The organism is Mesorhizobium sp. M7A.F.Ca.MR.245.00.0.0, assembly GCF_003997415.1.
Classification (GTDB): Bacteria; Pseudomonadota; Alphaproteobacteria; order Rhizobiales; family Rhizobiaceae; genus Mesorhizobium.
In genome coordinates this window covers 91,428-115,436 of sequence record NZ_RZTE01000003.1, presented here as the reverse complement: position 1 = coordinate 115,436, position 24,009 = coordinate 91,428, and the positions used below count along the sequence as shown (strand labels likewise).

The following is a 24,009-nucleotide window of genomic DNA, read 5'->3' as shown; positions in this document are numbered from 1 at the left end:
TCACGGCATGAAGACCGGGCGTCGAGAAATCGGGCATGGGAAAATCAAGAAAGCGGGGTTGTCGTGATTGGTGAAATAGATGTCGCCAGCGCCTACATCACCGGCCGCATCGGCTTCATGGGGCTGAAGTTGGTTGTCGCGCCCGGCGTGCTCGTCCCTCGCCCGGAGACGGAATTGCTCGGCAGCACCGCCCTCAATGTGCTTCGTGAACTTAATCGGCCGGTCCCGCGTGTCGTGGACATGTGCTGCGGAGCGGGCAATCTCGCCTGCGCCATTGGATACAAGGTCCCCACCGCGCGCGTCTGGGCGAGCGATCTCACTGACAGCTGTGTCGAAACCACCTGCCGGAATGTCGCCCATCTTGGCCTGGCCGGACGCATTTCGGTGCTGCAGGGCGACCTGTTCAATTCCTTCTCGGGTCTGGAGCTCGAAGGCACGATCGATCTGGTCGTTTGCAACCCGCCTTACATCTCCGAGAAGCGGCTCGAAAACGACCGCGCGCACCTGATGGAACTTGAACCACGTGAGGCATTCGCTGCCGGGCCTTACGGCCTGAGCATTCACATGCGGGTGATCAAGGAGGCGCGGCGCTATCTGCGGCAAGGTGGCATGCTGCTTTTCGAGGTCGGGCTTGGCCAGGACCGGCAGGTCATGAGTTTGGTTGAGCGTTCCAAAGCCTACGAGAGCATTCGCACGGTTGCAAACAAAGCCGGTGAAGCCAGGGTGGTTTGTGCACGGGCCAAAGCGCCAGCGTGAGCCGCGCCATGGGTTTGCGCGCTCGGTTGGGAAGACGCCCTTAAACCGTAGCCCGGCGATCAGTTTTCCTTGCTGAGGACGTAACGTGCAATTCCCTGGATGGAATCGAAATTCTCAGGCAGAAGTTCGCTGTCCTCGACAGTGATGCCGAATGTCTCCTCGACGAAGCCGATAACTTCAAGCACTCCAGTCGAGTCTATGATGCCCTGGTCGAGCAACGACGTTTCAACCTCCAGCGCACGCGGGTCGGCCACGTAGAAGTTTGACGCCAGAAAGGCGCGTATCTGATCGCTGTAGGTGTCAATTCTGTTGTTCGTGCTCAGCATTGAATTGGCCTCCGATCCAAATGATTTCCAGGTGTCGCTTTATGAAAGCGCTATTTTCTTGAGCTTGCCCGTGTCCGTCATCGGTAGACTGGACACAATTTGGATGGACTTCGGAATCATGAAGTTTTCCAGCCGCTTCTGACATTCCATCCGCAGCTGCTTTTCGCCCATGATCGTTCCTTGCTCCATGACGACAAACGCTTTCACTGCTTGCCCTAGCAGGTCGTCGGGAACTCCAACGACCGCGGCTTCCCGTACTCCCGGGATTTCCATCAGCACGTTTTCGACTTCCCTGGGCGCCACCTTTTCTCCCCGCGATTTTATGATCTCATCGCTGCGGCCGACAAAATAGAGGTAGCCTTCTTCGTCCATTCGGCAGTAGTCGCCGGTGTACAGAACCTGCTCGCCGGGCAAAGGGCCAGGCTTGAGCTTCCTCGCGGTAGCCTCCGGCTTACCCCAGTAGCCCTTCATGACCGTTGCCCCGCGAATGACCAGCTGGCCGACGACATTGGGACCGACCCTTCGGTCATCCTCATCGACAATCCACATTTCGGTGTTCGGGATGGCGATCCCCACGCTCAACGGTTTTCGCGCAAGATCTTCCGGCGGAAGATAGGTGCAGCGTTTGCATTCGGTCAGGCCGTACATCGAATAGATGCGAGCATCGGCAAACAGTTCCTGGAGCAGGCGAATGTGCTTGAGCGGCAGTGCCGCGGCAGTGTTCGTGACATACCTTATGCTTGCAAAATCATCTGCCTTCAGCGTCTTGAGATCCGACAGCGCCGCAAAGATGGTTGGCACGCCGGGAAAGCCTGTAACTCTCTCCCTTTCGATGATCGCAAGTATCTGTGCGGGGAAGGCAAACGAGCGCTCGAGGACCAAGCGCGCCCCGGTACGGAATGCCATTATCATCTGATAGAGGCCGTAGTCGAAGGCCAGGGGCAAGACATTGAGGATCACATCGTCTTCGCCAAGTTCGAGGTACGAGGCAATCGACGTGCAGGCTGCCATCATGTTCCTGTGCGTCAGCATCACGCCTTTGGGTTCGCCGGTCGAGCCCGACGTGTAGATGATGGCTGCGAGATCGATATCGATGCGGCGGCGGGCCGGCGCTTTGCCGTGGCCGGCAGCCGCCTCATCCCAGCGCACGGCATGCGGCAATCCCCGGAGCTCGGCGACGTCCACCGGACCGGAGACGATGAGCCGCCGCAGCGACGGACAGTTACGCGCCGGTTCAGTAAAGATTGCCTGCAAATGTTTGTCGGTGATCAATGCTGCCGGCAGGCAATCGTTGAGCAAATACCCCAGCTTGTCGCTCTTGGTGAGCGGATTGACGATGCACACAACGGCGCTCGCCTTGAGAACCGCCCAGAAGCTGACCACGGTCTCGACGGTGTTGTCGGCGAAGATCATGACGCGGTCACCGGGGGCGACCCCGGACGTGACGAGATGATGGGCGACCGCGTTGGAACGTGTCTCAAGCTCATCATAGGCGAGCCGGTGCCCGCCGCACACCAGCGCCACCTTGTCGCCGAGCCGGCCGGCCGAATGGCTGAGGTAGTCGTGCAGCAGAGGGACGGCGCCATGCATCATACCAGCACCTCTTCCCTGTGCAGGCGATCGACATCTATCCTGAGGTCGACCGCACGCCCGCTTGATGGACGGCTTGCGACAAACTGCTGATGGAGGAGCTGCGTCGACAGCACGCCGACCAACGCCATGTTGTCCGAGTTGGACAGATCGCCATCGCCGGTCTTGGCAGCGCATTTGTCCAGCAGGCGCGCGACCGAGTTCGGATCAAAGACATTCGCCGCGCGCAGGGCAGTCTCCGAGAGTGCTTCGCGGACATAGGCGGGTGCGCTATCGCCCATGAAGCAAAGTGCGTTGGGCGCCCGGTAGGGCTGCTTCTTGCGGGCCACGACTTCCGCGGGGACGATCGATTTCGCCACACGCTTCAGCACGTGTTTCTCATCCAGAATGCGCAGCTTGTAGTCGGCCGGTAGCGAATTCGCCAAGGCCACGAGCCTGTCGTCCAGGAACGGGAAGCGCCCCTCGACGGAGTGGGCCATCAGCATCCTGTCACCCTGAGAGGAGAGCAGGTAGCCCGACATCAGCGTCCTGATCTCAAGATACTGGTCCTGCGCGAGAGGACCCCATCGTGGAAACTCTTCGGGCAGACGGCAGAGCAGGTCCGCCACTGCGTCGTGGCGCGCCGCTTCGGCGTGCATGTCGGCCGAGAACAGCCGTTTGATGGCGCTGGTGGTGCGCCAGCGGGTATCATGCGCGAAGCCGGGCGCACTATATGCATGGAGACCGTGTCCGAAGAACTGGCGCGCCATCGCCTGCTGCTTGACCGGCGAGCGGCTCAGATAAGGATACAGGCGTTCCAGCAGTCGCGCGCGTCGGGCGGATGCGGGCTGCCGCCCCCAGAAGCGGCGAACCTTGCCTTCACGGAACAGGTCGTAGCCGGCGAACATCTCGTCGGCCCCCTCGCCGGTCAGCACGACCTTGATGCCATGTTCGCGCACCAGCCTCGAGAGAAGGAACAACGGCGCCGGCGCGGTCCTGAGAATCGGACGCTCGGCATGACGGATCACATCCGGGAAGATGTCGGCGATGTCACCGCGCGAAACCATCACCTCGTGGTGCTCGCCGCCGCTCGCACCGGCAACCAGCCGCTGGTAACGGGTTTCATCATATTCGGCGTCAGCAAAACGCAACGAGAAAGTCTGGAGCGGCGCGCCGGCGAAGCGCCTCCCGAGCATGGCGACAAGTGAGCTGTCGAGCCCGCCGGAAAGGTAGCAGCCGACCGGCACGTCCGCCTTGACCATTCTAAGCGCCGTCGCGGCCTGCAAGGCGCCGCGCACTTCGTCCACCGCATCCTCCAGCGAGCCCCTGAAGGTGCCATGGGCCAGGTCCTCGCTCTCGGGATAGCAAGGTTTCCAGAAAGCGTGCTCACGAACGCTGCCATTGTCATAGATGCGGACATGGCCGGGGGTAAGTTCCTGTATCCCCTGAAATACGCCTTGCGGCGGTACGACCGTCCACAGCGTGAAAGTCTGGTCGACCCCCGCCGGATCGAAGGCCCGCGGTATCGCCGGGTCGGCTGCGAAGATGGCCTTAACTTCGCTGGCGAAATGCAGGCGGCCAGCGTGTTCGCACAAATGCAGCGGGCAGATGCCGAACCGATCGCGCGACAGGACGAGGCGGCCTGTCAGCGAGTCCCAAATGGCGAGTGCCCATTGCCCGTTCAGCCGCTCGAACGCGCCCACACCCCAGGCGCGGTAGGCATGCACGACGACCTCCGTATCGCTGCGGGTGCGGAAACGATGTCCCAGGGCTATGAGTTGGTCACGCAGCTCGACGTAATTGAAGATCTCGCCGTTGAACACGATCCAGGTGGTATTGCCTGTGTCGGCGAGGGGCTGCTGTCCGGTCGAGAGATCGATGACCGACAGGCGGGTATGTGCCAGCCCCGCTCGCCTGTCGCGATAAAGGCCGCTTTCGTCCGGACCTCGATGGGAGAGCGCGGCTGCCATTCTCAGAAGCGCGGCTCGTGAAGGAGGCTCCGCAGCCGCGTTCAGCGCCACAATTCCGGCGATGCCGCACATGGGTCAATCCCTGTCCATCGCAGCGGGCAGCTGCGGCCGTGCGTGAAGATAGCGGGCGGCGCGGCGTTTGCTGACGATATCCTTATAGACCTTCTCGACTTGCGCGGCAGTGAGGCCAGCGGCGGCGGCAACCACGCCGGCCGAAATTCCGTGATTCATGCCGTAGAGGCACAAATCCATCAGCTGATAGGGCAAGGCGAAGTAGAACTCCTCCTGGGTTTGCGCCATGGAAAACGTGTCCGTGGTCGGCGGCCTTGTTCGCACCTCCTTGTCAATGCCGAGATATTCCGCCAGCTGGTAAACCTGGGTCTTGTAGAGATGGACGATAGGCATCACATCGGCGACGCCGTCGCCCTGTTTGACGAAGAAGCCCTGGTCATATTCGAGCCGGTTTGGCGTGCCTGCCACTGCATAGTTGAGGCGGTCCGCATGATAATACTCGGTCATCTTGCGAACCCGCTGCTTGTAGTTGGTGGCAGCGACGATCTGCAGGTAAGCCGCCGGCGACAGACGCACGGTGTCGATCTTTCCGTGCGGATCCTCGACCGTAAGGCGCGTGATATTGAGGCCGCTGCTCTCCAGCACCGATGTCATGACCAGCTTGCATCTCCAGCCTTCGCCATATCCAGGGACGGCAGTTCGGATGGCCTCGATCTGTCGGGCGTAGGCGCCAATGCCTTCAAGCGCCGGCTCGATATCTTCAAGGATTGTGTCGATGCCAAGCTGCCCGGCGACGCTGCGGCCAAGCCTCAACGAGTCGCCTGACGAATGGCGCTCCGGCATGAACAGGCCGAGCACCTTGTCCTTCCCGAACGCCCGTGCGCACAGCGTTGCGACGACCGAACTGTCGATGCCTCCGGAGAGCCCGACGACCACTCCGCGACGCCGTTGTGTGCCGAGAACCTGTTCGCGCAAAGTCTCGACGATGCGATCGATCTCCAGCCGGGCATCGAGCGCCAGCACATCGCTGCTGAATTCCCCGATCAGGTCGATGACACTGCCTCCTGTTGGCGTGACTCGACTGAAGAGTAGGTCTCGGTCACAGCGTTTTCGATGAGCGGGCGATTGATGGTCAGATGGGGCTCCACGACCATGTCGATGTGAGTGCCGGCGATCGGAATGACGTCCAGATGGACGAATGCCCGGTCCCACCCGAGTGCAAGCGGCATTCCGGGCCGCGCGCAACGGAACAAGGTGCCGGTGATCGGCAGTATCGGCCTGGGTTCTGCCAGCCATTGGAAGAAGGCGCGCGCCCGCAGAACCTCCTGCAGTTCCAGTTTGGTTCTGAAGCTCGTCGGGTTGAACTGACCCTCGGCATAGCGGTCGAGGAAGCTGGCAAGCCGGGATTCGCAGTGCATTTTGACCGCGACCTTGGCAAGCGCGCGGCACGCCACCCGACTAGCCGATATACGATTGGTTCGGATCCGGTGAAATGTCCGGGTAATGGTCTCCCAACGCTTGCTGCGCTCGCCAACCAGACTGGTGTCCAGAATGCCCGTGAACGCTACCGCTCGCCCTTGATCAAGCAGACGCGCGGCAACCTCAAAAGCGACCGCTCCTCCGAGCGAGTGGCCAAGCAGGCGAACACAGCCGGTAGGCTGCACGCGGTTGATATGATCGATTGCAGCTTCGACCATTGCGGCGACAGTGTTCTGACCTTGCAGGATCATGCCCAGGGCCGGATATCTGATGGGAGACACCCTGGCGACCTTGCTTATTGCCGATGCGAACGAAGCAAGGCTCGGACCATAGCCGACCGAACCGGGGAAAAGGAAAAGCAGTGGAGGCTCGTGTTTCCAGGCAGGCGCGTGCTCGCCGCCTCCTTGAGCGGAAATGACCGCTGCAACCATCTCATCGAAGCTCATTCCAACCGTGAAGGCTTCCAATCCGAGCTCCTGCCCGATCGCGCTTTCGATTTCCATCACGCAATGCAGCAGCTTCAGCGAATCTCCCCCCGCTTCATCCCAGCAGCCCAGGGCGACCCGCGTCTTGAGGACCTTGGTCCAGGCACGCCGTACGATCTGATGAGCCGGAACTTCATTTCCCGCATGGGGGATTTGCGGTGGGGGCGTTGTTTCCCGAACCGAAAGGTCGATTGCAGCCAGCATTGCCATATCGATCTTTCCGCTGGCCAGTCGCGGTATCTCGGCGCTTGCATGGAGCCGCAGCGGGCAAAGCGCCGGCGGCAATTTTGTCCTGGCAAGTTGGCGCAGCTCATCGCAAAAACTGGCTCCCGCCCCGGCGTGAGGGACGGCGAACGCAACCAGTTCATTCGCCGGGGTGACGATAACCACGGCATCCTTCACCGACGGCGCGCCACGCAGAACCCGTTCGAGTTCGGCCGGCTCAACGCGCCGCCCATTGACCTTTATCTGGCGCCCTTTGCGACCGATGATCCGCAACAGGCCATCACTCCCAATTTGCACAAGATCGCCCGTCGCAAAGATGCGAAGCGTCTGGTCGTCGGGATCTATTTCAAACGGAACGACTGCCCCGTTTTCCCAATATCCAAGGGCGACATACGGACTTCTGATCGACAGTTCTCCGATCTTGCCGGGCTGAACCGGGTAACCCTCTTCATCGACAATCGCGAAGCTGATTCCCGGAAGCAGCCAACCGACGGGAGCTGAAGAATCGAATTCCGGCCAATCGTGCGGTAAGAACCACTGCGATCCAGTCGTTTCCGTCGATGAATAGCCGATCTGCACCAAGCAATTTGGCGGGACAGCCTTGCGCACCAGGCGGATGTCGGCCGAGGACACCTTCTCGCCTCCAATTCGGGCAACCCTGAGTGAACCAAAGGCGTCCGCGGGCTCATCCGCCAGGAGAGCGCGAAGCAATGCCGGCACCAGATAGGTGATCGTCACGCCTTCCGATTGCATGCGGCCGCGAACCGCGCGCAGGCCGACGGCTTCGACCTCCACAAGCTGCAACGTAGCACCCGTAAGAAGAGCGGCAAGTATTTCCCGACAACCGGCGATGGTTGCCGGGCCGGTCAGGGGCAAGAAAACATCCTGCGCATTGATGTGGCACGCGTCGACATATTGCTGCACCCGGCACAGCAAGCTCCGCTGGCTGTTGACAATCCCCTTGGGGCGGCCCGTGCTGCCGGAGGTATAAAGCACGATTGCCGGTGCATCGACAGAAACGGTACGGTGTCCAGCTGGACGAAGCGTTGCCTGCAACGATTGCGCTATATCGATCCGGGCAACGTGCTGGGGCAGATCAAGGCCGTGGAGGCCTTTGTCGCCAATTATGGCGGAGAGCCTCGCGTCGGCGACGATTTCGTTGATGCGCGAGTCCGGATCTCGCACGTTAAGCGGCACCGACGGTCGACCGGATGCCATGCTGGCCAGCATGGCAACGGTGTACCAGACCGAGTTGGCCTGAAGTATTCCAACCGCATTTCCGTCGGGAACGACGGCTTCAATCCGGCTGGCCAAGGCCTCGACCGCCCGAAAAAGTTCGGAATAGGTCAGTCGGTTGGTGCCGTCGCTGGCGGCTAATTTCTCGGAATAACGCCCGGCGATTTCCCTCAGGTGATCAAAGACAGGAATATCGACGAAGCCAGTTCCCATCCGTTGATGCAGACGTAGAACGGGCCCGCCCTCGTCAAGAGCATGATCGGGAACTTTTGACCATCGACAAGAGACCACCGCTTGGTAGTCAGCCTGCACCGTTTGAATCGCCCTCGAAGATTCTAAATGCGCCAGAGACATAAGGGCCCCACGCTAGGATTGTTGCCGCTTATCGCCCCGCGGCATGATCTTTTCATCAATCATTCGGATGATGCGCGAGGCGGTCTTGATCGCTTAAATCGTTCGAAGTTGAGCATGCCAGCCTGCGCTCGCTCGGCTGTGCTACCTTACCGAAGTGTCGGGCTGTGCGCTGCGGTCCGCTCCGCCAGTGCCTGAAACGAAGCAGTATGCGAATACTTCCCCTCCAAGCTCATCCGTGACACGAACCCAGTTGTTTTCCCATGTCCGCAGGGTAACCTGGCGTCCTGTTGATATGGTCGCCGCCGTGAACGGGCTGGACGCATTGACATTACTCGCCGCAACCACGTCGTCCCCTTCCATTTGCTCTACCAGGTATGTTTGCATCACTGCTCCTGACTGCAGGGCATGGCCGGTTCAATTGCGTGTAGCTGGAGGCATGACCTTCCAACCGCAGGGAACGGATTTCGTTCCATGCAACAGGCAACCCTGCCGCCGGCAGTCAGCGTTCAGTCGCCCCGCCGCCCCTGGCAGGACCATGGCCTAGCCGCTGAATGACTTGGTCAGGACTGAGCTATGCTTTGGCGGAGGTGGAGCCTCGCGCTGCGCCGCATACTTCTGGAACAGTGCAATCTTGTCGGGATAAGTAATCCGGATTTCGCTGTGACATCCCTCGCAGCGATATTTGGATGCAACCTGAAACCAGCGCCCGGGTTTCAGCAAAGCCAATCCGCAACGCGGGCATTTGAAAGTCATTTCAAGAGGGCATAGATTCTGACACAGCGGCATTTCGCAACTTCCATAAGAGATATCTAATGTTAGGCAACGGCAGCCGGCCGGAATCGTTCCTAGACGCCGTTCTTTTCGTCAGGCCGATGACCAACCCGGACGCTGGGAGACCATTTGCCGCGATGCCAGCTTCACTGACGCAGGCCTGAACTCAGGCGCATCCCGCTTTCATGGTGACGTCGCGCCTGAGCGCCGATCGAACGGTCGTCAGGTTTTATGGGAACTTGTTCACCGGACCTCGGCACCGAGCGTGATCGCTTGGGGCGACGACGGGCCGCACGGTCGACGACACGACCTCTAATCCGGGCGCCGAAACAACGACGCGCGCCAGCACAAGAAGGACGAAAGCAACGCAACCAGGCGGCACTCCTTGAGCATCTCGCCTATATCGGTGCGCTCGGCAGCCGCGATCCCGACCGAATTGATATGGATATGGAGGCGCTATTGAAGAGAACCGACGCATCCCTTGGGGAATGCGTCGGTTCCAGAAGCCTATGCGTGGCGGATTTCCGTTCCCAGCACCTTCAAACATTCGCGGATGAACGCAGCAAGCGCCGTCCAGCCTTTGGCAGAAACCATTGTCCCGTCCACATAGGCCTCGGTCGGCGACAGGTCGATATAGGTGCCACCCGCCAGTGTCACTTCAGGCTCGCAGGCGCCGAGTGCTGCGACCTTCTTGCCACGCACCACGCCGTCGACAGCGATCAGGATCTGCACACCGTGGCAGATGGTGAAGATCGGCTTCTTGGCCTCGTGGAAATGGCGCACGATCGCCTGCACGCGCTTGTCGGTGCGGATGTATTCCGGGCCGCGGCCGCCCGCGCAGTAGACGGCGTGATATTGATCGAGCTGCCTCTCAGCTTCCGAGAAAGTCTTGTTGATCAGCGCATAGTGGCCGAGCTTTTCGGTGTAGGTCTGGTCGCCCTCGAAGTCGTGCAGCGAGGTCTTGATCAGATCTCCGGCGTTCTTGTCCGGGCATACCACGTGGATGGTGTGGCCGACGGCTTCCATGGCTTGCTGATAGACAAAGATTTCGTATTCTTCGGTGAACTCACCGGTCAGCATCAGTATTTTTTTGCCTGGCATGGCTCTTCCTCTCAGTGTTTGAGCTAGGCAAGGCGCAGACCGCGCCCTGCCTTTCGGTGAAATCGGATAGGGTTAGAATGGCGAGTCAGGGAAATAGTATTCCTTGGCGTTGGCTTGGGTGATCAACGGCGCGTCGAGCTTGACGGTGCCACGGACGGGTGCCTGGCCGATCAGGTTGGCGACGGTCATGTAGATCGCGGTCTTGATCATCGACGGCGGATATGGCGTCTCGACCGGCGTCATGGCGTCGCCGTCGATCACCTTCTTGACGATGTCCTTCATGCCGTTGCCACCGAGCGCCAGCTTGATATCGGTCCGGCCCGATTGCTTGACCGCCTCGAGCACGCCAAGCAGCATGTCGTCGTCATTGGCCCAGACCGCATCGATATGCGGGTACTTGGCCAAATAGTCCTGCATCAGCTTGAAGGCCTCGTCGCTGTTCCAATGCGCGTATTGGATGTCGAGGACTTTCAGGTTCGTGCCCTTGATCGTGTCCTGGAAGCCCTTGATGCGCTCGTCGTCGATGACGGTCGGAATGCCGCGCAGCACAACGACGTCGCCCTTGCCGCCGAGCTTGTCGATCATGAACTTGGCTGTGTTGGTGCCAACCGCGATATTGTCGCCGGCGAGGTAAAGATCCTGGACGGAGGCGTCAGTCAGACCGCGATCGACGACGGTGATGAACGTGCCCATGTCCTTGATAGCCTTGACCGGCTGAGTCAGCTCTTCCGAGCTGTAAGGCAGGATCACCAAAGCGTCCAGCTTGCGGCTGGCCGACAGGTCCTCAAGCGCGCTGACCTGCTCCGCCGCGGACGGCGACGTCTTCACGACCACCTCGACGTTCGGGAACGCGGCATTGATTTCCTTGGCCGCCGCTTGTGCGTGATAGACGATGCCCGCCGTCCAACCGTGGTCGGCTGCCGGTATCGACACCGCGATGACCTTCTTGTCTTGCGCCATGGCCTGGCCGGCCAGCAGCAGCGCGCCAAGTGTCGCCGCCGCAATCCATTTTCTACTGAACATTGTCTTCTCCCTTGGACCTACAAGAACGTTGATCCGCGTGGTCCGGACGCGGCGCTATTTCGAATTCGAAAACCGCTGGATGAGCATGGCGATGATGATGATGACGCCCTGAACAGCGGCGACGAGGTATTCGGAGACGAAGTCCGACAGCACCATGAGGTTGGCGATGAGCTCCAGGATGACGGCGCCGGCGACTGTTCCCCACACATGGCCCTTGCCGCCGCGCAGCGCGGTGCCGCCGATCACCACTGCGGTGATGACCTGCAGTTCCCAAAGCTGTCCGGTCGTCGGCGTTGCGGCGCCCAGGCGCGGCACGTAGCAGATCGCGGCAATGGCCACGCAGACACCCTGGACGATATAGGCGACGGTCCGTGTCCTGATCACCGAGATGCCGGAATAACGGGCGACATCCTCATTGGCGCCGACCGCCGCGCATTTGCGGCCGTATTTCATCTTGTACAGGATGAAGGATGCGACCGCGGCGATGGCGATGGATATGAGGATTGGAACCGGGATGCCGGCAACCGTGCCGAAATAGACAGGCCGGTAGGCCTCGCGCAGCGATCGGTCGATCGGTATCGTGCCGCCGTCGGTCAGATAGGTTATCAGCGCCCGGAAAATCCCCATCGTGCCCAGCGTGGCGATAAACGGTTCGATCCTGCCGACCGTGACGATGAGGCCGTTGGCAAGCCCGCACAGCAGGCCGACCAGGATCGCCACCGCCATGCCGGCGGGAATAGCCCAGATACCGGCATGCGGCGCCACCGTGTTCATGAACATGATGGTGATGCCGGTGATGAAGGCGGCCATCGAGCCGACGGAAAGATCGAGCCCGCCGGACGAGATCACAAATGTCGCGCCGACCGCGATAATGGCGATGAAGGCGCTGCGAGTGATGACGTTGGCGAGATTGGTGGCGGACAGGAAATCGGGGTTGATGAGGTAACCCACGACCAGGAGGGCCGCCAGCGCAAGGAAGGGTCCGATGTCGGTCCAACTGACATTGAGATCCAGGGCGCGACGCCCGGGTGCGGATTCGGTCATGACAGCCATTCTGTGCCTCCCTTGGCTTTTGGCCCTGGCTTGGGGCCACTGGTCGCCAGTACCGCCACGTTGCTTTCGGTCATTTCGGCGCCGCTGACCTCGCCGGTGATGCGGCCTTCGCGCATCACCAGGATGCGGTCGCAGATGCCGATCAATTCCTGCATCTCCGAAGAGATGACGATGCAGGCCTTGCCCTTCGCCACAAGCTCCTGGATGAAGGCATAGATCTGCGCCTTGTTGGCGATGTCGATGCCACGCGTGGGCTCGTCGATAATGACCACCGAAGGATCGGTCAGCAGCACCTTCGCCAGCAGCAGCTTCTGCTGATTGCCCCCGGAAAGCTGGCCCGCTTTGGCGCCGAGGCTCTTCAGCCTGATGTCATATGCCTCCACGGCCTGTTCCAGGGCCTCCGCTTCGCGGCGCCGACCCATCGAGAGGCCGGGATGGAACACACCGAGCGCCGACAGCGTCAGGTTAGGCGCCAAGCGCTCCTGCAGCAGCAGTCCCTTGCCCTTGCGATCCTCGGTCAGGTAACCGACGCCGGCGTCGATCGCCGCGCGCGGCGATTGGAAATGGATCGACTTGCCCTCAAGTTCGACCTTGGCGGCCGCCGGGCGCAGGCCGATAATGCCCTCGAAGAGTTCGGTTCGGCCAGCGCCGACCATGCCGGCGAACCCGAGGATCTCGCCTTTGTGGACCGTGAACGACACGTCCTCCGCATAGCCGGGAACGGAGGCGTTCCTCACGCTCAGCATCGGTACATCCGAAGGCGCTGCGGTCCTTTCAGGATAGAGTGCGGCCAGTTCGCGACCGACCATCAGCCGGGCCATATCCATCTGGCTCAGCGTCTTGCCGGGATAGGTGCCGACCATCTTGCCGTCGCGCAGAACGGTCACCTTGTCGGCCACCCGTTGCACCTCGTCCAACCGGTGGCTGATATACAGCACGGCGATGCCGTGAGCCTTCAGTCGCAGGACGATCTCCAGCAGGCGCTCGACCTCGCCACCGGTCAGAACGGCGGTCGGCTCGTCGAAGATAACCAATTTATAGTCGTCAAGCAGAGCGCGAGCGATCTGCACCATCTGCCGGTCTGCCAGCGAGACGTCGCGCACCAGTGCCCTCGGCGAGACCACGCAACCGATCTGCGCCAGTTTCTCGGCTGCCAGCCGGCGCATGGTGCGGTCATCCACGACCAGGCCACGCGAAAGCTCTCGCCCGAGAAACAGATTGTCGGTGACCGTGAGCCCCTCTGCGAGCAGGATCTCCTGATGGACCAAGGCGATACCGGCATCCTGTGCCTGGCTGGGCTTGGCAAATTTCACCGCATGTCCGCTCATCGACAATGTGCCGCGGCTTGGCTCGACATAGCCGGACAGCAGTCGCATCAACGTCGACTTGCCGGCACCGTTCTCGCCAATGATGGCGTGGATCTCACCGGGCAGGACGTCTAGGGTGACGTCCGACAACACCGTTACCGGGCCGTATTGCTTGGACAATTGCTGGGCGCGCAGCACCGGTTCGAGCGAACCATGCGCATTGCTGGACAACGTGCTCCCGCCCTCCCCGGCGATATTCGCGGCAATGGACATCCGTTCCGACCTCAATCGAATGCCGGGAGCAGGCGATCGCGCGAGTGCTCTATATGGATGCGCATCGCCTTTGCGGCGGCATCGGGATCGGCAGAGCCGAACGCGGCAAGGATCGCCTCGTGTTCGTCAAGTGCCTCCTCGGTCACACGTGCATGAAACATCAGGCGGAAGATGTGGAAGTGCGTGTGCTGGTGGCTCAACGTCTCGCGGATGAGTTCGTTTTGAGAAAACTCCAAGACCTTGTCGTGGAAGATCGCATCCTGCCTGGCGAAGTTCGAATAGCGTACGCGATCATCCTTGCCTTCGCGGCGTGACATCACGCCGGCGGCTTCGAGCAACACATTGAGCTTGGCCTCGTCCATCATTGCGGCGGCCTTTGCGGCGCCATGCGGTTCGAGCAGCAGACGCATCTCGTATAATTCGTCGAAACGGCGCCGGGTGATCTGGGGCGCGGCACGATAACCGATCAAATGCGTCTTGAGCACCAGACCTTCGCCTTCGAGCCGGCCAAGGGCTTCGCGGATCGGCGTGTGCGAGACGTTGAATTCCTTGACCAGGCTGTCGACTGTAATGCGTGAGCCTGGTGGGATCTTCAGCGCCATCAACTGCGCGAAGATGGCTTCATAGACATCTTCGACGAGACTGTTGGCGCGCTGGATGCGACCAGCTCCAATGGTGGCGTCGCTTGGGTCGGGTAAGTTTGCGGTCTGCATATTTTGCCTCTTGACAGTGAGGACTGCTAACACGATGGTTCCGCAGATACAATCCTATATCCTATACGATTTAAAAGCGGATATGTTTTAAGTGCGAGAGACACGCTCTTAGACCGTCCGATCCAGACCGCATTCAATGCATCCGTTTCCAGTCAGCCGCCGTCAAAGGACCGATCATGACCCTCTTCGCCGCCCTGCGGTTGCCGCGTGAAATCCTGTTCGGGAAGGGGCAGCGCCATGTGCTGCCGACGGTCGCCGCCCGGTTCGGCCGACGCGCGCTGGTCTGCACCGATGAGCGTTTCGCGGGCACAATGGTATTCACCGACATCATCAAGTCCCTTCGGTCGGCCTCGATCGAAGTCCTCGTGCATGATCACGTTCTGCCCGACGTGCCACGCGACACGGTGGGCATCTGTGTCAAGGAAGCGAAGGGGTTCGGACCGGACATGGTGATCGGCATCGGCGGCGGCAGCTGTCTCGATTTCGCCAAATGCACCACGCTGCTGCTCAGCCATGGCGGCAAGCTCCAGGACTATTACGGGGAGTTCAAGGTGCCGGGTCCGACACTGCCGCTGATCGCCGTGCCCACCACGGCCGGCACCGGCTCCGAGGTGACGCCGGTCGCGGTGATTTCCGACCCGGACCGGACGCTCAAGGTGGGCATATCGAGCCCTCACCTTATCGCCGCCGTCGCTCTGTGCGATCCCGAGTTGACAATGACCTGTCCGCCTCGCCTGACCGCGATCGCCGGCGCTGACGCGCTGACCCATGCGATCGAGGCCTTCACCGCCATGCGGCGCGGTGAAGACCCCAATCTGCCGCAACAGCATGTCTTCATCGGCAAGACTGCGCTGACCGACCATTTCGCGTTGCTCGCGATAAAACTGCTCGGCAGGAGCCTGGAGAAAGCCTGCAGCGACGGCACCGATGCCGACGCGCGCGCCGATGTCATGATGGGCGCTCTGGCGGCGGGCTGCGCGTTCGGCACCGCCGGCACGGCGGCGGCACATGCCGTGCAATATCCGGCAGGCGCCCTCACCCACACCGCCCATGGTTTGGGCGTAGCGACAATGATGCCTTACGTGATGACCTATAACAGCCGCGTCGCCGCTCACGATATGGCAGAGATCGGCGCGGCACTTGGCTTGGAGACCAAGGCCAGAACCGCCGCCGAGATGGCAGCCGCCACAATCGAAGAGATCAGGCGATTGTTCGCGGCGATCGGTATTACGCCGACACTGGCGGATTTAGGCCTCCCCGCCGATAAGCTTGACTGGACCGCCGAGCAAGCGCTCGGCATCGACCGCCTGATCAAGAACAATCCGCGTGCCTTCGATCTCGGCACGATGCGACGCCTCGTCCAGGCTGCCTATGACGGCGACCTCGCCGCCTGCGTTATGTGAAAAACGGAACAAAGCGATGAATTTGAAGGCTCAGCAACTCGACCAGGATGGCTATGACGTGCGCGGTTTTTCGCACGGACTTTACATCGACGGCACTTGGCGGCCGTCCTCCGACGGTCGGCTCATCGACGTCGTCGATCCCTCCTCCGGGGCGGTGATCGCGGCAGTTCCCGATGCGACGGTCGAGGACGCCACCGCCGCCGTCGAGGCGGCGGCCAAGGCGGCCAAAGGATGGCGGGAGACGGCGCCGCGCAAACGCTCGGAAATCCTCAGGCGTTGTTTCGAACTGATGGTCGAACGCTCGGAAACGCTTGCCATGCTGATCTCGCTGGAGAACGGCAAGGCGTTGCGCGACGCGCGCGGCGAAGTGGCGTACGCCGCCGAGTTCTTCCGTTGGAATGCTGAGGAAGCGGTCCGCATCACCGGTGAGTTCGGCACCGCGCCCTCCGGCAGCAATCGCATCGTGGTCGATTATGAGCCGATCGGAATTTGCGTGCTGATCACACCGTGGAATTTTCCGGCCGCTATGGCGACCCGCAAGATCGCACCGGCGCTGGCGGCAGGCTGCACTGTCGTCCTGAAGCCGGCAAGTGAAACACCGCTGACGGCCTATGCGCTGGCGGCACTCTACAGCGAAGCCGGCGTGCCTGCCGGTGTCGTCAACGTGCTGACCACGACCAGTCCCGGGCCGCTTACTTCGGCCATGCTCGCCGATCCGCGCGTCAGGAAGCTGTCCTTCACGGGGTCGACGGGTGTCGGCAGAACCTTGCTCGGCGAGGCTTCAAAGCATGTCATTTCCTGTTCGATGGAACTCGGCGGCAATGCCCCGTTTGTCGTCTTCGACGATGCCGATCTCGACGCCGCCCTCGACGGCGCAATGATCGCCAAGATGCGCAACGCCGGCGAAGCCTGCACCGCCGCCAATCGCCTCTATGTACAATCGGGAATTTATGATGCTTTTGCCGACGGGCTCCGCAAGCGCATGGCGGCACTTAAGGTGGGAGCGGGACCGAATGCAGACACAGAATGCGGGCCGATGATCACCAGAAAGGCTGTCGACAAGATCGACCGCCTGGTCAAGGACGCGGTGGGCCGGGGAGCCAAGGTGCTTTGCGGCGGGTCAATTTCGGAGGAAGAAGGATTCTTCTATCCGCCCACAGTGCTGTCCGATGTGCCGCCCGACGCGGAGATGGCGCACGAGGAGATTTTCGGCCCGGTAGCACCCATCACACGCTTCGACACCGAGGCCGAGGCGATCGCACATGCTAACAACACGGAATATGGCCTGGCCGCTTATATATACACACGCGATATTGGACGCGGCATGCGGGTGGCGTCGGGGATCGAGGCCGGCATGATCGGTCTCAACCGAGGACTGATGTCGGATCCGGCCGCACCATTCGGAGGCGTCAAGCAGAGTGGCCTTGGCCGCGAAGGCGGCCAGCACCACGGCATCGCCGAGTTCATGGAGGCTAAATATATTGCCGTCACCTTCTGAACCGGCAGTCATGTCAAAGGACCCTTTCCGCACGCGCGACCATGTGGCCGACTTTGACGATATCGTGGCCGACATAGTAAGCCGCAGCGCCGAAACCCGGGCGACCCTGCCGATGTCGGCTGATATCGCCTATGGCGAGGGCAAGGCCGAAAGGTTGGACCTCTTCTTTCCGCCCGGCGCGCGCAGGGATCTTCCCGTGCACATCTTCATCCATGGCGGCTACTGGCGCATGTTCTCCAGGAGCGACTATTCTTATGTAGCGAACACAGTCACCAAAGCTGGGGCGATCGCGGTCATCGTCGACTATGCGCTGATGCCCGAATTCAGGATGGCGGCAATCGTCGCCCAGGTCCGGCGCGCCAAACAATGGGTGCTGGACAATATAGCCGCTCATGGCGGTGACCCTGCCCGGCTAAGCGTAAGTGGTCATTCGGCGGGCGCACACCTGGCCACATTCCTGTTCGAAAAGACGCCAATGCCATCGCGCATACGTGCGGCGCTGCTGCTAGGCGGCCTTTACGACCTCAAGCCCCTTCAGACGTCCTTCCTCCAGCCGCTAATCGGAATCGCCGATGAGGAGGCAGCTGCCTTCACCCCAATGACGCGGTGGCATGACCCGGAGACCGCAGCGACCATTCTCGTGGGAGATCAGGAAACGTCACCTTTTCACCAGCAGGCCGCCGACTTCGGAAAGCGCTTGCGCGCGCAGGGGCACCTTGTCTGCGACCTCCGCCTGAATGACCGAAACCACATGAACAGCGTGCGTGATCTGGGCATCAGCGGCACACAATGTGGCGATTGCCTGATGGCGATGATCGAGGGAAACGGCCTATAGGACGGAACCTGGGGAAGCAGAGCCGCTTGACTGCCGGGCCAGACACTCCCGTCACTCAAGAAAGTACCGTCACGGGATCGCGGCACGCTACCGGCATCGGACTGAGCTTAGCGGCAGGTGAAATCCGGCAGAGGACACAAGCGACGATTCCTCATCCTCTTTCTCCACACTGACGAACTGCACAGCGCATCAGAAAATCGAAATTGCCCCTGCCGCCCTGAGTCGCGATGGTCTTAACGCAAGCAGCCGGCTTAGGGCTGTGGAGGAAACGTCGTCGCGGCAAAGCCCCTGGGGCAAGGCCGCTTTGGCACGCCGCTGGTTCAAACCGGCAGCGAGGGAGGAACTGACTTGGCTGGTTCGGGCAAATCCGACACCGCGCGCTTGGGCATCAAAATGTCCCAGGAACTCGTCGTCGGCGCGATCTCGGCCGTCCTGTTCCTGGTGTTCTCGGCGACGCTCAACAATTTCCTGAGCCAAGGCAACATCCTTGCCATTCTCAAGAATGTCTCGATCCTCGGCACGCTGGCCGTCGGCATGGGGTTCATCGTCGTCGGGCGCGGCATCGACCTGACCATGGTGGCGGTGATGGTGGTCGGCGTCGCCTTCAGCATTTGGATCTCCACCTGGGGCGTCGACTTCACGCTGGCCATCATGTGCGGCGCCATCCTGGTCGCGGTCATCGGCCTGTTCACCGGCGTCATGGTGGCAGTGGCCGAAATTCCGCCGATCTTCGCCACCCTTGCCATCGCATCCTCGGTCTACGGCTCTGGCCGCATCGTCTTTGCGTCCGACGTGCTCTATGCCCCCTCCGATATTGGCTGGCTGAAATTCGTCGGCAACGGAACCATCCTCGGCATCCCGATGTCGGTGATCATCTTCGCGGCGGTGGCCGCGCTCATGGGCTTCTTCCTGAGGAAGACCCGCTTCGGCCGGCTGGTCTATGCCACTGGCGACAACCCGAACGCGGCCCGCACCACAGGGCTGCCGACGCGCCCGATCATCGTGACGCAATATGTCATCAGCGCCCTCATTGCCTATACCGCCGGCATCATCATGCTGGGGCTGGTCACCGGCATCGACACGCGCCTCTACAATTCCAGCCTGATCTACGACGTCCTGCTGGTGGTCGTGCTGGGCGGCATCGGCCTCTCCGGTGGCCAGGGCGGCGTACGCAACGTCATCGTCGGCACCATCCTGGTCGGCATCCTGACCAACGGGATGACGATCCTGAACTTTAGCTACACCAGCCAGAATCTGATCAAGAGCGTGATCCTGCTGGGCGCGCTGGCGATCGACGCCATCATCAATCCGCGCGACGAGCAGACCTCGCAAAGCGGCGACATCTGAAACAAGAACCGAGACATAAATCTGGGAGGAGAAACATGAAGTTGTTCAAGAACTGCCTGTTCGCGGGCATGACAGCGCTCGCGCTGCTGGGCGCGGCGAAAATCACCACGGCGCAGGAGACCGATCAGGTCGGCCGCTCTACGTATCTCGAGGCGCTCAAGGGCAAGAAGGTCATCTTCGTGCCGATCTCGCAGGGCATGGACCTCAACCAGGCATGGGTGGTGGTGTGGCAGCGTCACGCGGCACGCTACGGCTTCACCCTTGAAGTGCGCGATCCCTCCGGCGACACCAATGCCGGCATTCGCGCCATGCAGGGCGCCATCGCCGAGAAGCCGGACCTGATCATCGTGCAGAACCCCGATGTCCAGACCTACGCACGCCTGTTGAAACAGGCGCAGGCCGCCGGCATCAAGGTACTGCAGGTCAACATGCAGTCGGCCACCCAGACCGACAGTTATGTCGGCAATGACTGGATCGAAATGGGCCGTCTCGAAATGGGCGAGCTGGCCAAGCACTGCACCGGGCCCAATGCCATCTCGCACAAGGTGGTCTGGCTCGCCGGCGTCCAGACGGGTGCCGCCAACATCTACATGCGCACCGGCATCGACGAAGTGCTGAAGGCCAATCCCGAGCTGCAGCTCGTCTCCGACCAGCCGGCCGATTACATGAGCGAAAAGGCCCGCCAGATCACCGAGACGGTCCTCCAGCAGCATCCGGACCTATGCGGCATCATGGGCATCTGGGACAATGCCGAGGTCGGCGCCGGCGCCGCTGTCGCGGCCGCCGGCAAACAGGACCAGGTGACGATCGTTACCAATGGCGCGGGCAGCGCCACAGGCTGCGAGAGCATCAAGAACGGGCTGCTCGATGTGATCTTCAACTTTAATGCCCCGATCCAGGCCGAGATCGCCGCACAGCAGATTTCCGAGCTGCTGCAGCAGCCCGACCGGCAAGCGGGCAGCGAGAAGACCATCTTCTTCGGTCCGATCACCCGCGTCGACAAGGCCAATGCGACCGGCAGGAATTGCTGGAAGCTGGACGAGCTCAAGTAACGGACTTCCTTGATGAGCATGGCCGAAAGCCTTGTGCGCTGGCGCTACCGCCTGCTCCCCGACCACGTGGTCGGGGAGATCCTGACCAAGAAGTGGATCGACAGCGTCATCCCCTTCACGGCGCTGGTCATTTTGTGCGCGATCTTCGGCTCGATCGTGCCGGGCTTCTTCGATCTGGCGACGCTGACCAATCTCAGCGGCCAGACCGCCGAGCTTGGCCTGGTGGTGCTCGGCATGACCATCGTCATGGTATCGGGCGGCATCGATCTGTCTGTCGGGTCGACCTTCGCGCTCGCCGTGCTGGTCACGCTCTATGGCATGAATGTCGAGCAGTGGAGCTTTGGTACCGGCCTGTTGGCGTGCCTGGGCCTCGGCGTCGTCTGCGGCGCCATCAACGGCTTCCTGGTTGGCTTCCTGCGCATGCGGGCCTTTCTCACCACGCTGGTGACGCTCATCATCTACCGCTCGACCTTCGACATCGTCTTCCCGCAGGTCTCGACGCGGATCGTCACCAGCGGTTCGGATTCGCCGGCCTATGATTTCCTTGGTTTCGGCACGATCTGGGGCGTGCCGACATCCTTTGTGGTCTTCGTCGTCATCGCGCTGATCATCCATCTCGTGCTGTCGCGCGCCCGCTATGGCTGGCGGCTGTTCGCGGTCGGCGGCGCGCGGCGCTCTGCCTACAATGCCGGCATCAATGTGCGCTTCATCTTGTTCAGCGCCTATGTCTTGTGCTCGGTGCTGGTGGCGCTCTCCGGCTTCTTCTTCTCGGCCCGCATCGGCAGTGCTGCTTCCGACATCGGCACCGGGCTCGAACTGCAGGTGTTGACCGCGACCGTGCTCGGCGGCATCTCGCTCGGCGGCGGGCGCGGCTCGGTCGCCAAGGCGCTGATGGGCACCGTTTTCGTGCTTGTCCTGTCGAACAGCCTGCTTGCGCTGGCCGTGCCCGGCCCGGTCAATTTCCTGATCCTCGGCATCGTGCTGCTCTTGTCGGTGCTTCTCGACGTACGCTGGGTGAAGAACCGCCACAAGATCCTGCGCAGCGTCTACATCTCGCCGACCTTCGCCAAGATGCCGCAGGCGATCTCGACCGCGCCCGGCGCGCCGATGGCGGTGAACGACCGGTTGAAGGACGTCGGCGTCATCGGCCTCGGCTTTCTCGACGGCGCGGAAGATGTGATCTTCGACCGGCAGGACCGCCTCTACACCGGCAGCCGCCAAGGCGATATCCTGCGCTTCCAGCCGCCGCACTACACCGACAGCGAAGTGTTCGCACATATTGGCGGCTCGCCGCTCGGCATGGCTTTCGACCGCGACGACAATCTCGTCATCTGCGTCGCCGGCATGGGCCTCTACCAGGTCTCGCCGGCCGGGGATGTAAAACTGCTGACCGCCGAGACCAACCGCTCACTGACCTCGGTGGTCGACGACTCCACCATGAAGCTCGCCGATGACTGCGACATCCTGCCGGACGGCCGCATCGTCTTCTCGGAAGCGACAGTGCGCTTCGAGATGCACGACTGGTATGCCGACGCGCTGGAAAGCCGCGGCAACGGACGCATCATCGTCCATGATCCCAAATCCGGTTCGACACGCACACTGCTGTCAAACCTCGTCTTCCCCAATGGCATCTGCACGGCCTTCGACGGCCAGTCGGTGCTGTTCGCCGAAAGCTGGGCCTGCCGCATCAGCCGCTACTATTTCGATGGCCCGAAGAAGGGCCAGGTCGAGCGCGTCATCGAGGGCTTGCCCGGCTATCCCGACAACATCAACCGCGCCTCCGACGGCACCTACTGGCTGGCCCTGATGGGCATGCGCACGCCGGCATTGGATCTCTCGCTTGAAATGCCGGGCTTCCGCCGCCGCATGGCGCGGCGCGTATCGGAAGATGCGTGGCTGATGCCCAATCTCAACACCGGCTGCGTGCTGCGCTTCGACGAAAACGGCCAGATCCTCGAAAGCCTGTGGGACCAGGCCGGCGAGAAGCATCCGATGATCACCTCTATGCGCGAGCACAAGGGCATCCTCTATCTCTGCGGCATCTTCAACAACCGCATGGGCACTTTGCCCCTGAAAGGCGTCGATCCCGACTGGTTCAGCTCGGATTCCTACTGGGGCAAAAAGTCATGAGCGGTTTGAACCAGCTTCTTGACCGCTTTCTCGGCCGTGGCGAGTGGGCCGTGACCGTGCCGACGCTCGACGGGCCGTTGCTGCCCAACCAAGGACTGGAGGAAGCCGGCCAATTCGCCGGCCTCGCCGAGGCCGACAATCTCGTGCGCACCGAAAAGGGCCTCCTGGCAAGCAGCGCCAACCGGCTGATGCGCTTTAGCGCCGACGGCCATGCCGAAACCTTGCAGGAATTTCCGGGCGAGATCACAGCACTCGCCCATGCCCGCGGCATGACCGCGATGGCCATCGACGGCAAGGGCGTCGTCATCCGCGGCGGCCTGCATGACGGGCGCGAGGCGACGGGCGAGGAGGCTCGGCGCCTCTCCTGCATCACCGCTCTCACCTTCCTCGACAGCAACACCTTGCTGGTGGCCAACGGCTCGGCCTCAGTGCAGGCGAGCGGTTGGCGTCGCGACCTGATGCAGAAGAGCGTATCCGGTTCGGTCTGGCGGCTCGATCTGAAAAACGGCCGGCTGGAGCTGATCAGGGATGGCTTGGCCTGGCCGGCCGGCATCGCCACCACCGGCTCCAACCGCATCTACGTCTCGGAGGCCTGGCGCCACCGCGTGCTGGCGATCGACCTTGCCACCAAGGCGACGCTGCCCGTGCTGGAGCATCTGCCGGCCTACCCCGCGCGCATCGCTCCGGCCTTCAACGCCGGCTACTGGCTGACCTTCTATTCCGTGCGCAACCAGCTGGTGGAGTTCATCCTGCGCGAGGACACCTACCGCACCCGCATGCTGGCGGAAGTCCCCGAGGCCTACTGGATGGCGCCGTCGCTCGGGTCATGGCGCGACTATCGCGAGCCCATGCAAGGCAGCCAGTTGAAGCAGATGAACGTGCTGAAGCCATACGCGGTGACAAGGTCCTACGGGCTGGTGGTCCTTTGCGACCAGAACATGAAGCCGCTGTCGAGTTTCCATTCGCGCGCCGACGGCAAGGTGCACGGGACGCTGAGCGCCTGCGAGCTGGGCGATGACCTTCTGGTCGCCTCGCGCGGCGGATCGCGGATCGTGCGCGTGGCGAGCGCCGCCAGTGGCAAGCGAGGCTAA

General features: G+C 61.7%; 18 protein-coding genes. 8 read left to right on the top strand and 10 right to left on the bottom strand.

Features of this window, described 5'->3' with window-relative positions:
* Positions 1-63 precede the first annotated feature (63 nt).
* Positions 64-756 (top strand): class I SAM-dependent methyltransferase, encoded by a 693-nt coding sequence (locus EOB80_RS05530; RefSeq protein WP_127326932.1) that lies wholly within the window; start codon positions 64-66, stop codon positions 754-756.
* A 59-nt stretch (positions 757-815) separates the two neighbouring features.
* Here the strand turns inward: EOB80_RS05530 and EOB80_RS05525 are convergent, their stop codons facing one another.
* From EOB80_RS05525 to EOB80_RS05470, 10 genes are all read right to left on the bottom strand, one after another.
* Positions 816-1,082 (bottom strand): acyl carrier protein, encoded by a 267-nt coding sequence (locus tag EOB80_RS05525; RefSeq protein ID WP_027036262.1) that lies wholly within the window; start codon positions 1,080-1,082, stop codon positions 816-818.
* 39 nt (positions 1,083-1,121) lie between these two features.
* Positions 1,122-2,675, bottom strand: coding sequence for an AMP-binding protein (locus EOB80_RS05520; RefSeq protein ID WP_164762524.1), 1,554 nt, complete (start codon positions 2,673-2,675; stop codon positions 1,122-1,124).
* Positions 2,672-4,693 (bottom strand): asparagine synthase (glutamine-hydrolyzing), encoded by a 2,022-nt coding sequence (gene asnB, locus EOB80_RS05515; protein WP_127326930.1) that lies wholly within the window; start codon positions 4,691-4,693, stop codon positions 2,672-2,674. The genes EOB80_RS05520 and asnB overlap by 4 nt, the downstream gene beginning before the upstream one ends.
* Positions 4,694-4,696: 3 nt before the next feature.
* Positions 4,697-5,680 carry an NAD(+) synthase gene (gene nadE, locus EOB80_RS05510; RefSeq protein WP_281057943.1) on the bottom strand — a complete coding sequence of 328 codons (984 nt, stop codon included), beginning with the start codon at positions 5,678-5,680 and terminating at the stop codon, positions 4,697-4,699.
* Positions 5,677-8,370, bottom strand: a complete 2,694-nt coding sequence (locus tag EOB80_RS05505; protein ID WP_348629497.1) for an AMP-binding protein — start codon at positions 8,368-8,370, stop codon at positions 5,677-5,679. Before EOB80_RS05505 ends, nadE begins: the two co-directional genes overlap by 4 nt.
* Positions 8,371-9,690: 1,320 nt before the next feature.
* The gene (locus tag EOB80_RS05490; protein ID WP_013533129.1) at positions 9,691-10,284 is read right to left on the bottom strand and encodes a DJ-1/PfpI family protein; all 594 of its coding nucleotides are present in this window, start codon (positions 10,282-10,284) and stop codon (positions 9,691-9,693) included.
* A 72-nt stretch (positions 10,285-10,356) separates the two neighbouring features.
* Complete coding sequence (locus tag EOB80_RS05485; protein WP_023808960.1) at positions 10,357-11,307, bottom strand: substrate-binding domain-containing protein; 951 nt, start codon at positions 11,305-11,307, stop codon at positions 10,357-10,359.
* Positions 11,308-11,361: 54 nt separating this feature from the next.
* Positions 11,362-12,351, bottom strand: coding sequence for an ABC transporter permease (locus tag EOB80_RS05480; protein ID WP_245466266.1), 990 nt, complete (start codon positions 12,349-12,351; stop codon positions 11,362-11,364).
* Positions 12,348-13,940, bottom strand: coding sequence for a sugar ABC transporter ATP-binding protein (locus tag EOB80_RS05475; protein WP_127326927.1), 1,593 nt, complete (start codon positions 13,938-13,940; stop codon positions 12,348-12,350). Before EOB80_RS05475 ends, EOB80_RS05480 begins: the two co-directional genes overlap by 4 nt.
* 11 nt (positions 13,941-13,951) lie before the next feature.
* On the bottom strand, positions 13,952-14,653 hold the full coding sequence (locus EOB80_RS05470) for a GntR family transcriptional regulator (RefSeq protein ID WP_127320435.1): 702 nt from the start codon (positions 14,651-14,653) through the stop codon (positions 13,952-13,954).
* A 176-nt stretch (positions 14,654-14,829) separates the two neighbouring features.
* On the opposite strand from EOB80_RS05470, the gene EOB80_RS05465 reads away from it, so the two are divergent.
* The 7 genes from EOB80_RS05465 (at position 14,830) to EOB80_RS05435 (ending at position 24,009) form a co-directional block, all read left to right on the top strand.
* Complete coding sequence (locus tag EOB80_RS05465) at positions 14,830-16,056, top strand: iron-containing alcohol dehydrogenase (RefSeq protein WP_127326926.1); 1,227 nt, start codon at positions 14,830-14,832, stop codon at positions 16,054-16,056.
* Between the two features lie 16 nt (positions 16,057-16,072).
* The gene (locus tag EOB80_RS05460; RefSeq protein ID WP_127326925.1) at positions 16,073-17,554 is read left to right on the top strand and encodes an NAD-dependent succinate-semialdehyde dehydrogenase; all 1,482 of its coding nucleotides are present in this window, start codon (positions 16,073-16,075) and stop codon (positions 17,552-17,554) included.
* A gap of 10 nt (positions 17,555-17,564) precedes the next feature.
* Positions 17,565-18,389, top strand: a complete 825-nt coding sequence (locus EOB80_RS05455) for an alpha/beta hydrolase (protein WP_164762534.1) — start codon at positions 17,565-17,567, stop codon at positions 18,387-18,389.
* Positions 18,390-18,782: 393 nt separating this feature from the next.
* Positions 18,783-19,736 carry an ABC transporter permease gene (locus EOB80_RS05450; RefSeq protein ID WP_236383139.1) on the top strand — a complete coding sequence of 318 codons (954 nt, stop codon included), beginning with the start codon at positions 18,783-18,785 and terminating at the stop codon, positions 19,734-19,736.
* A gap of 35 nt (positions 19,737-19,771) precedes the next feature.
* Positions 19,772-20,788 (top strand): sugar ABC transporter substrate-binding protein, encoded by a 1,017-nt coding sequence (locus EOB80_RS05445; protein ID WP_127326923.1) that lies wholly within the window; start codon positions 19,772-19,774, stop codon positions 20,786-20,788.
* Positions 20,789-20,800: 12 nt separating this feature from the next.
* Positions 20,801-22,918, top strand: coding sequence for an SMP-30/gluconolactonase/LRE family protein (locus EOB80_RS05440; RefSeq protein WP_127326922.1), 2,118 nt, complete (start codon positions 20,801-20,803; stop codon positions 22,916-22,918).
* Positions 22,915-24,009, top strand: coding sequence for a strictosidine synthase (locus EOB80_RS05435; RefSeq protein ID WP_127326921.1), 1,095 nt, complete (start codon positions 22,915-22,917; stop codon positions 24,007-24,009). The genes EOB80_RS05440 and EOB80_RS05435 overlap by 4 nt, the downstream gene beginning before the upstream one ends.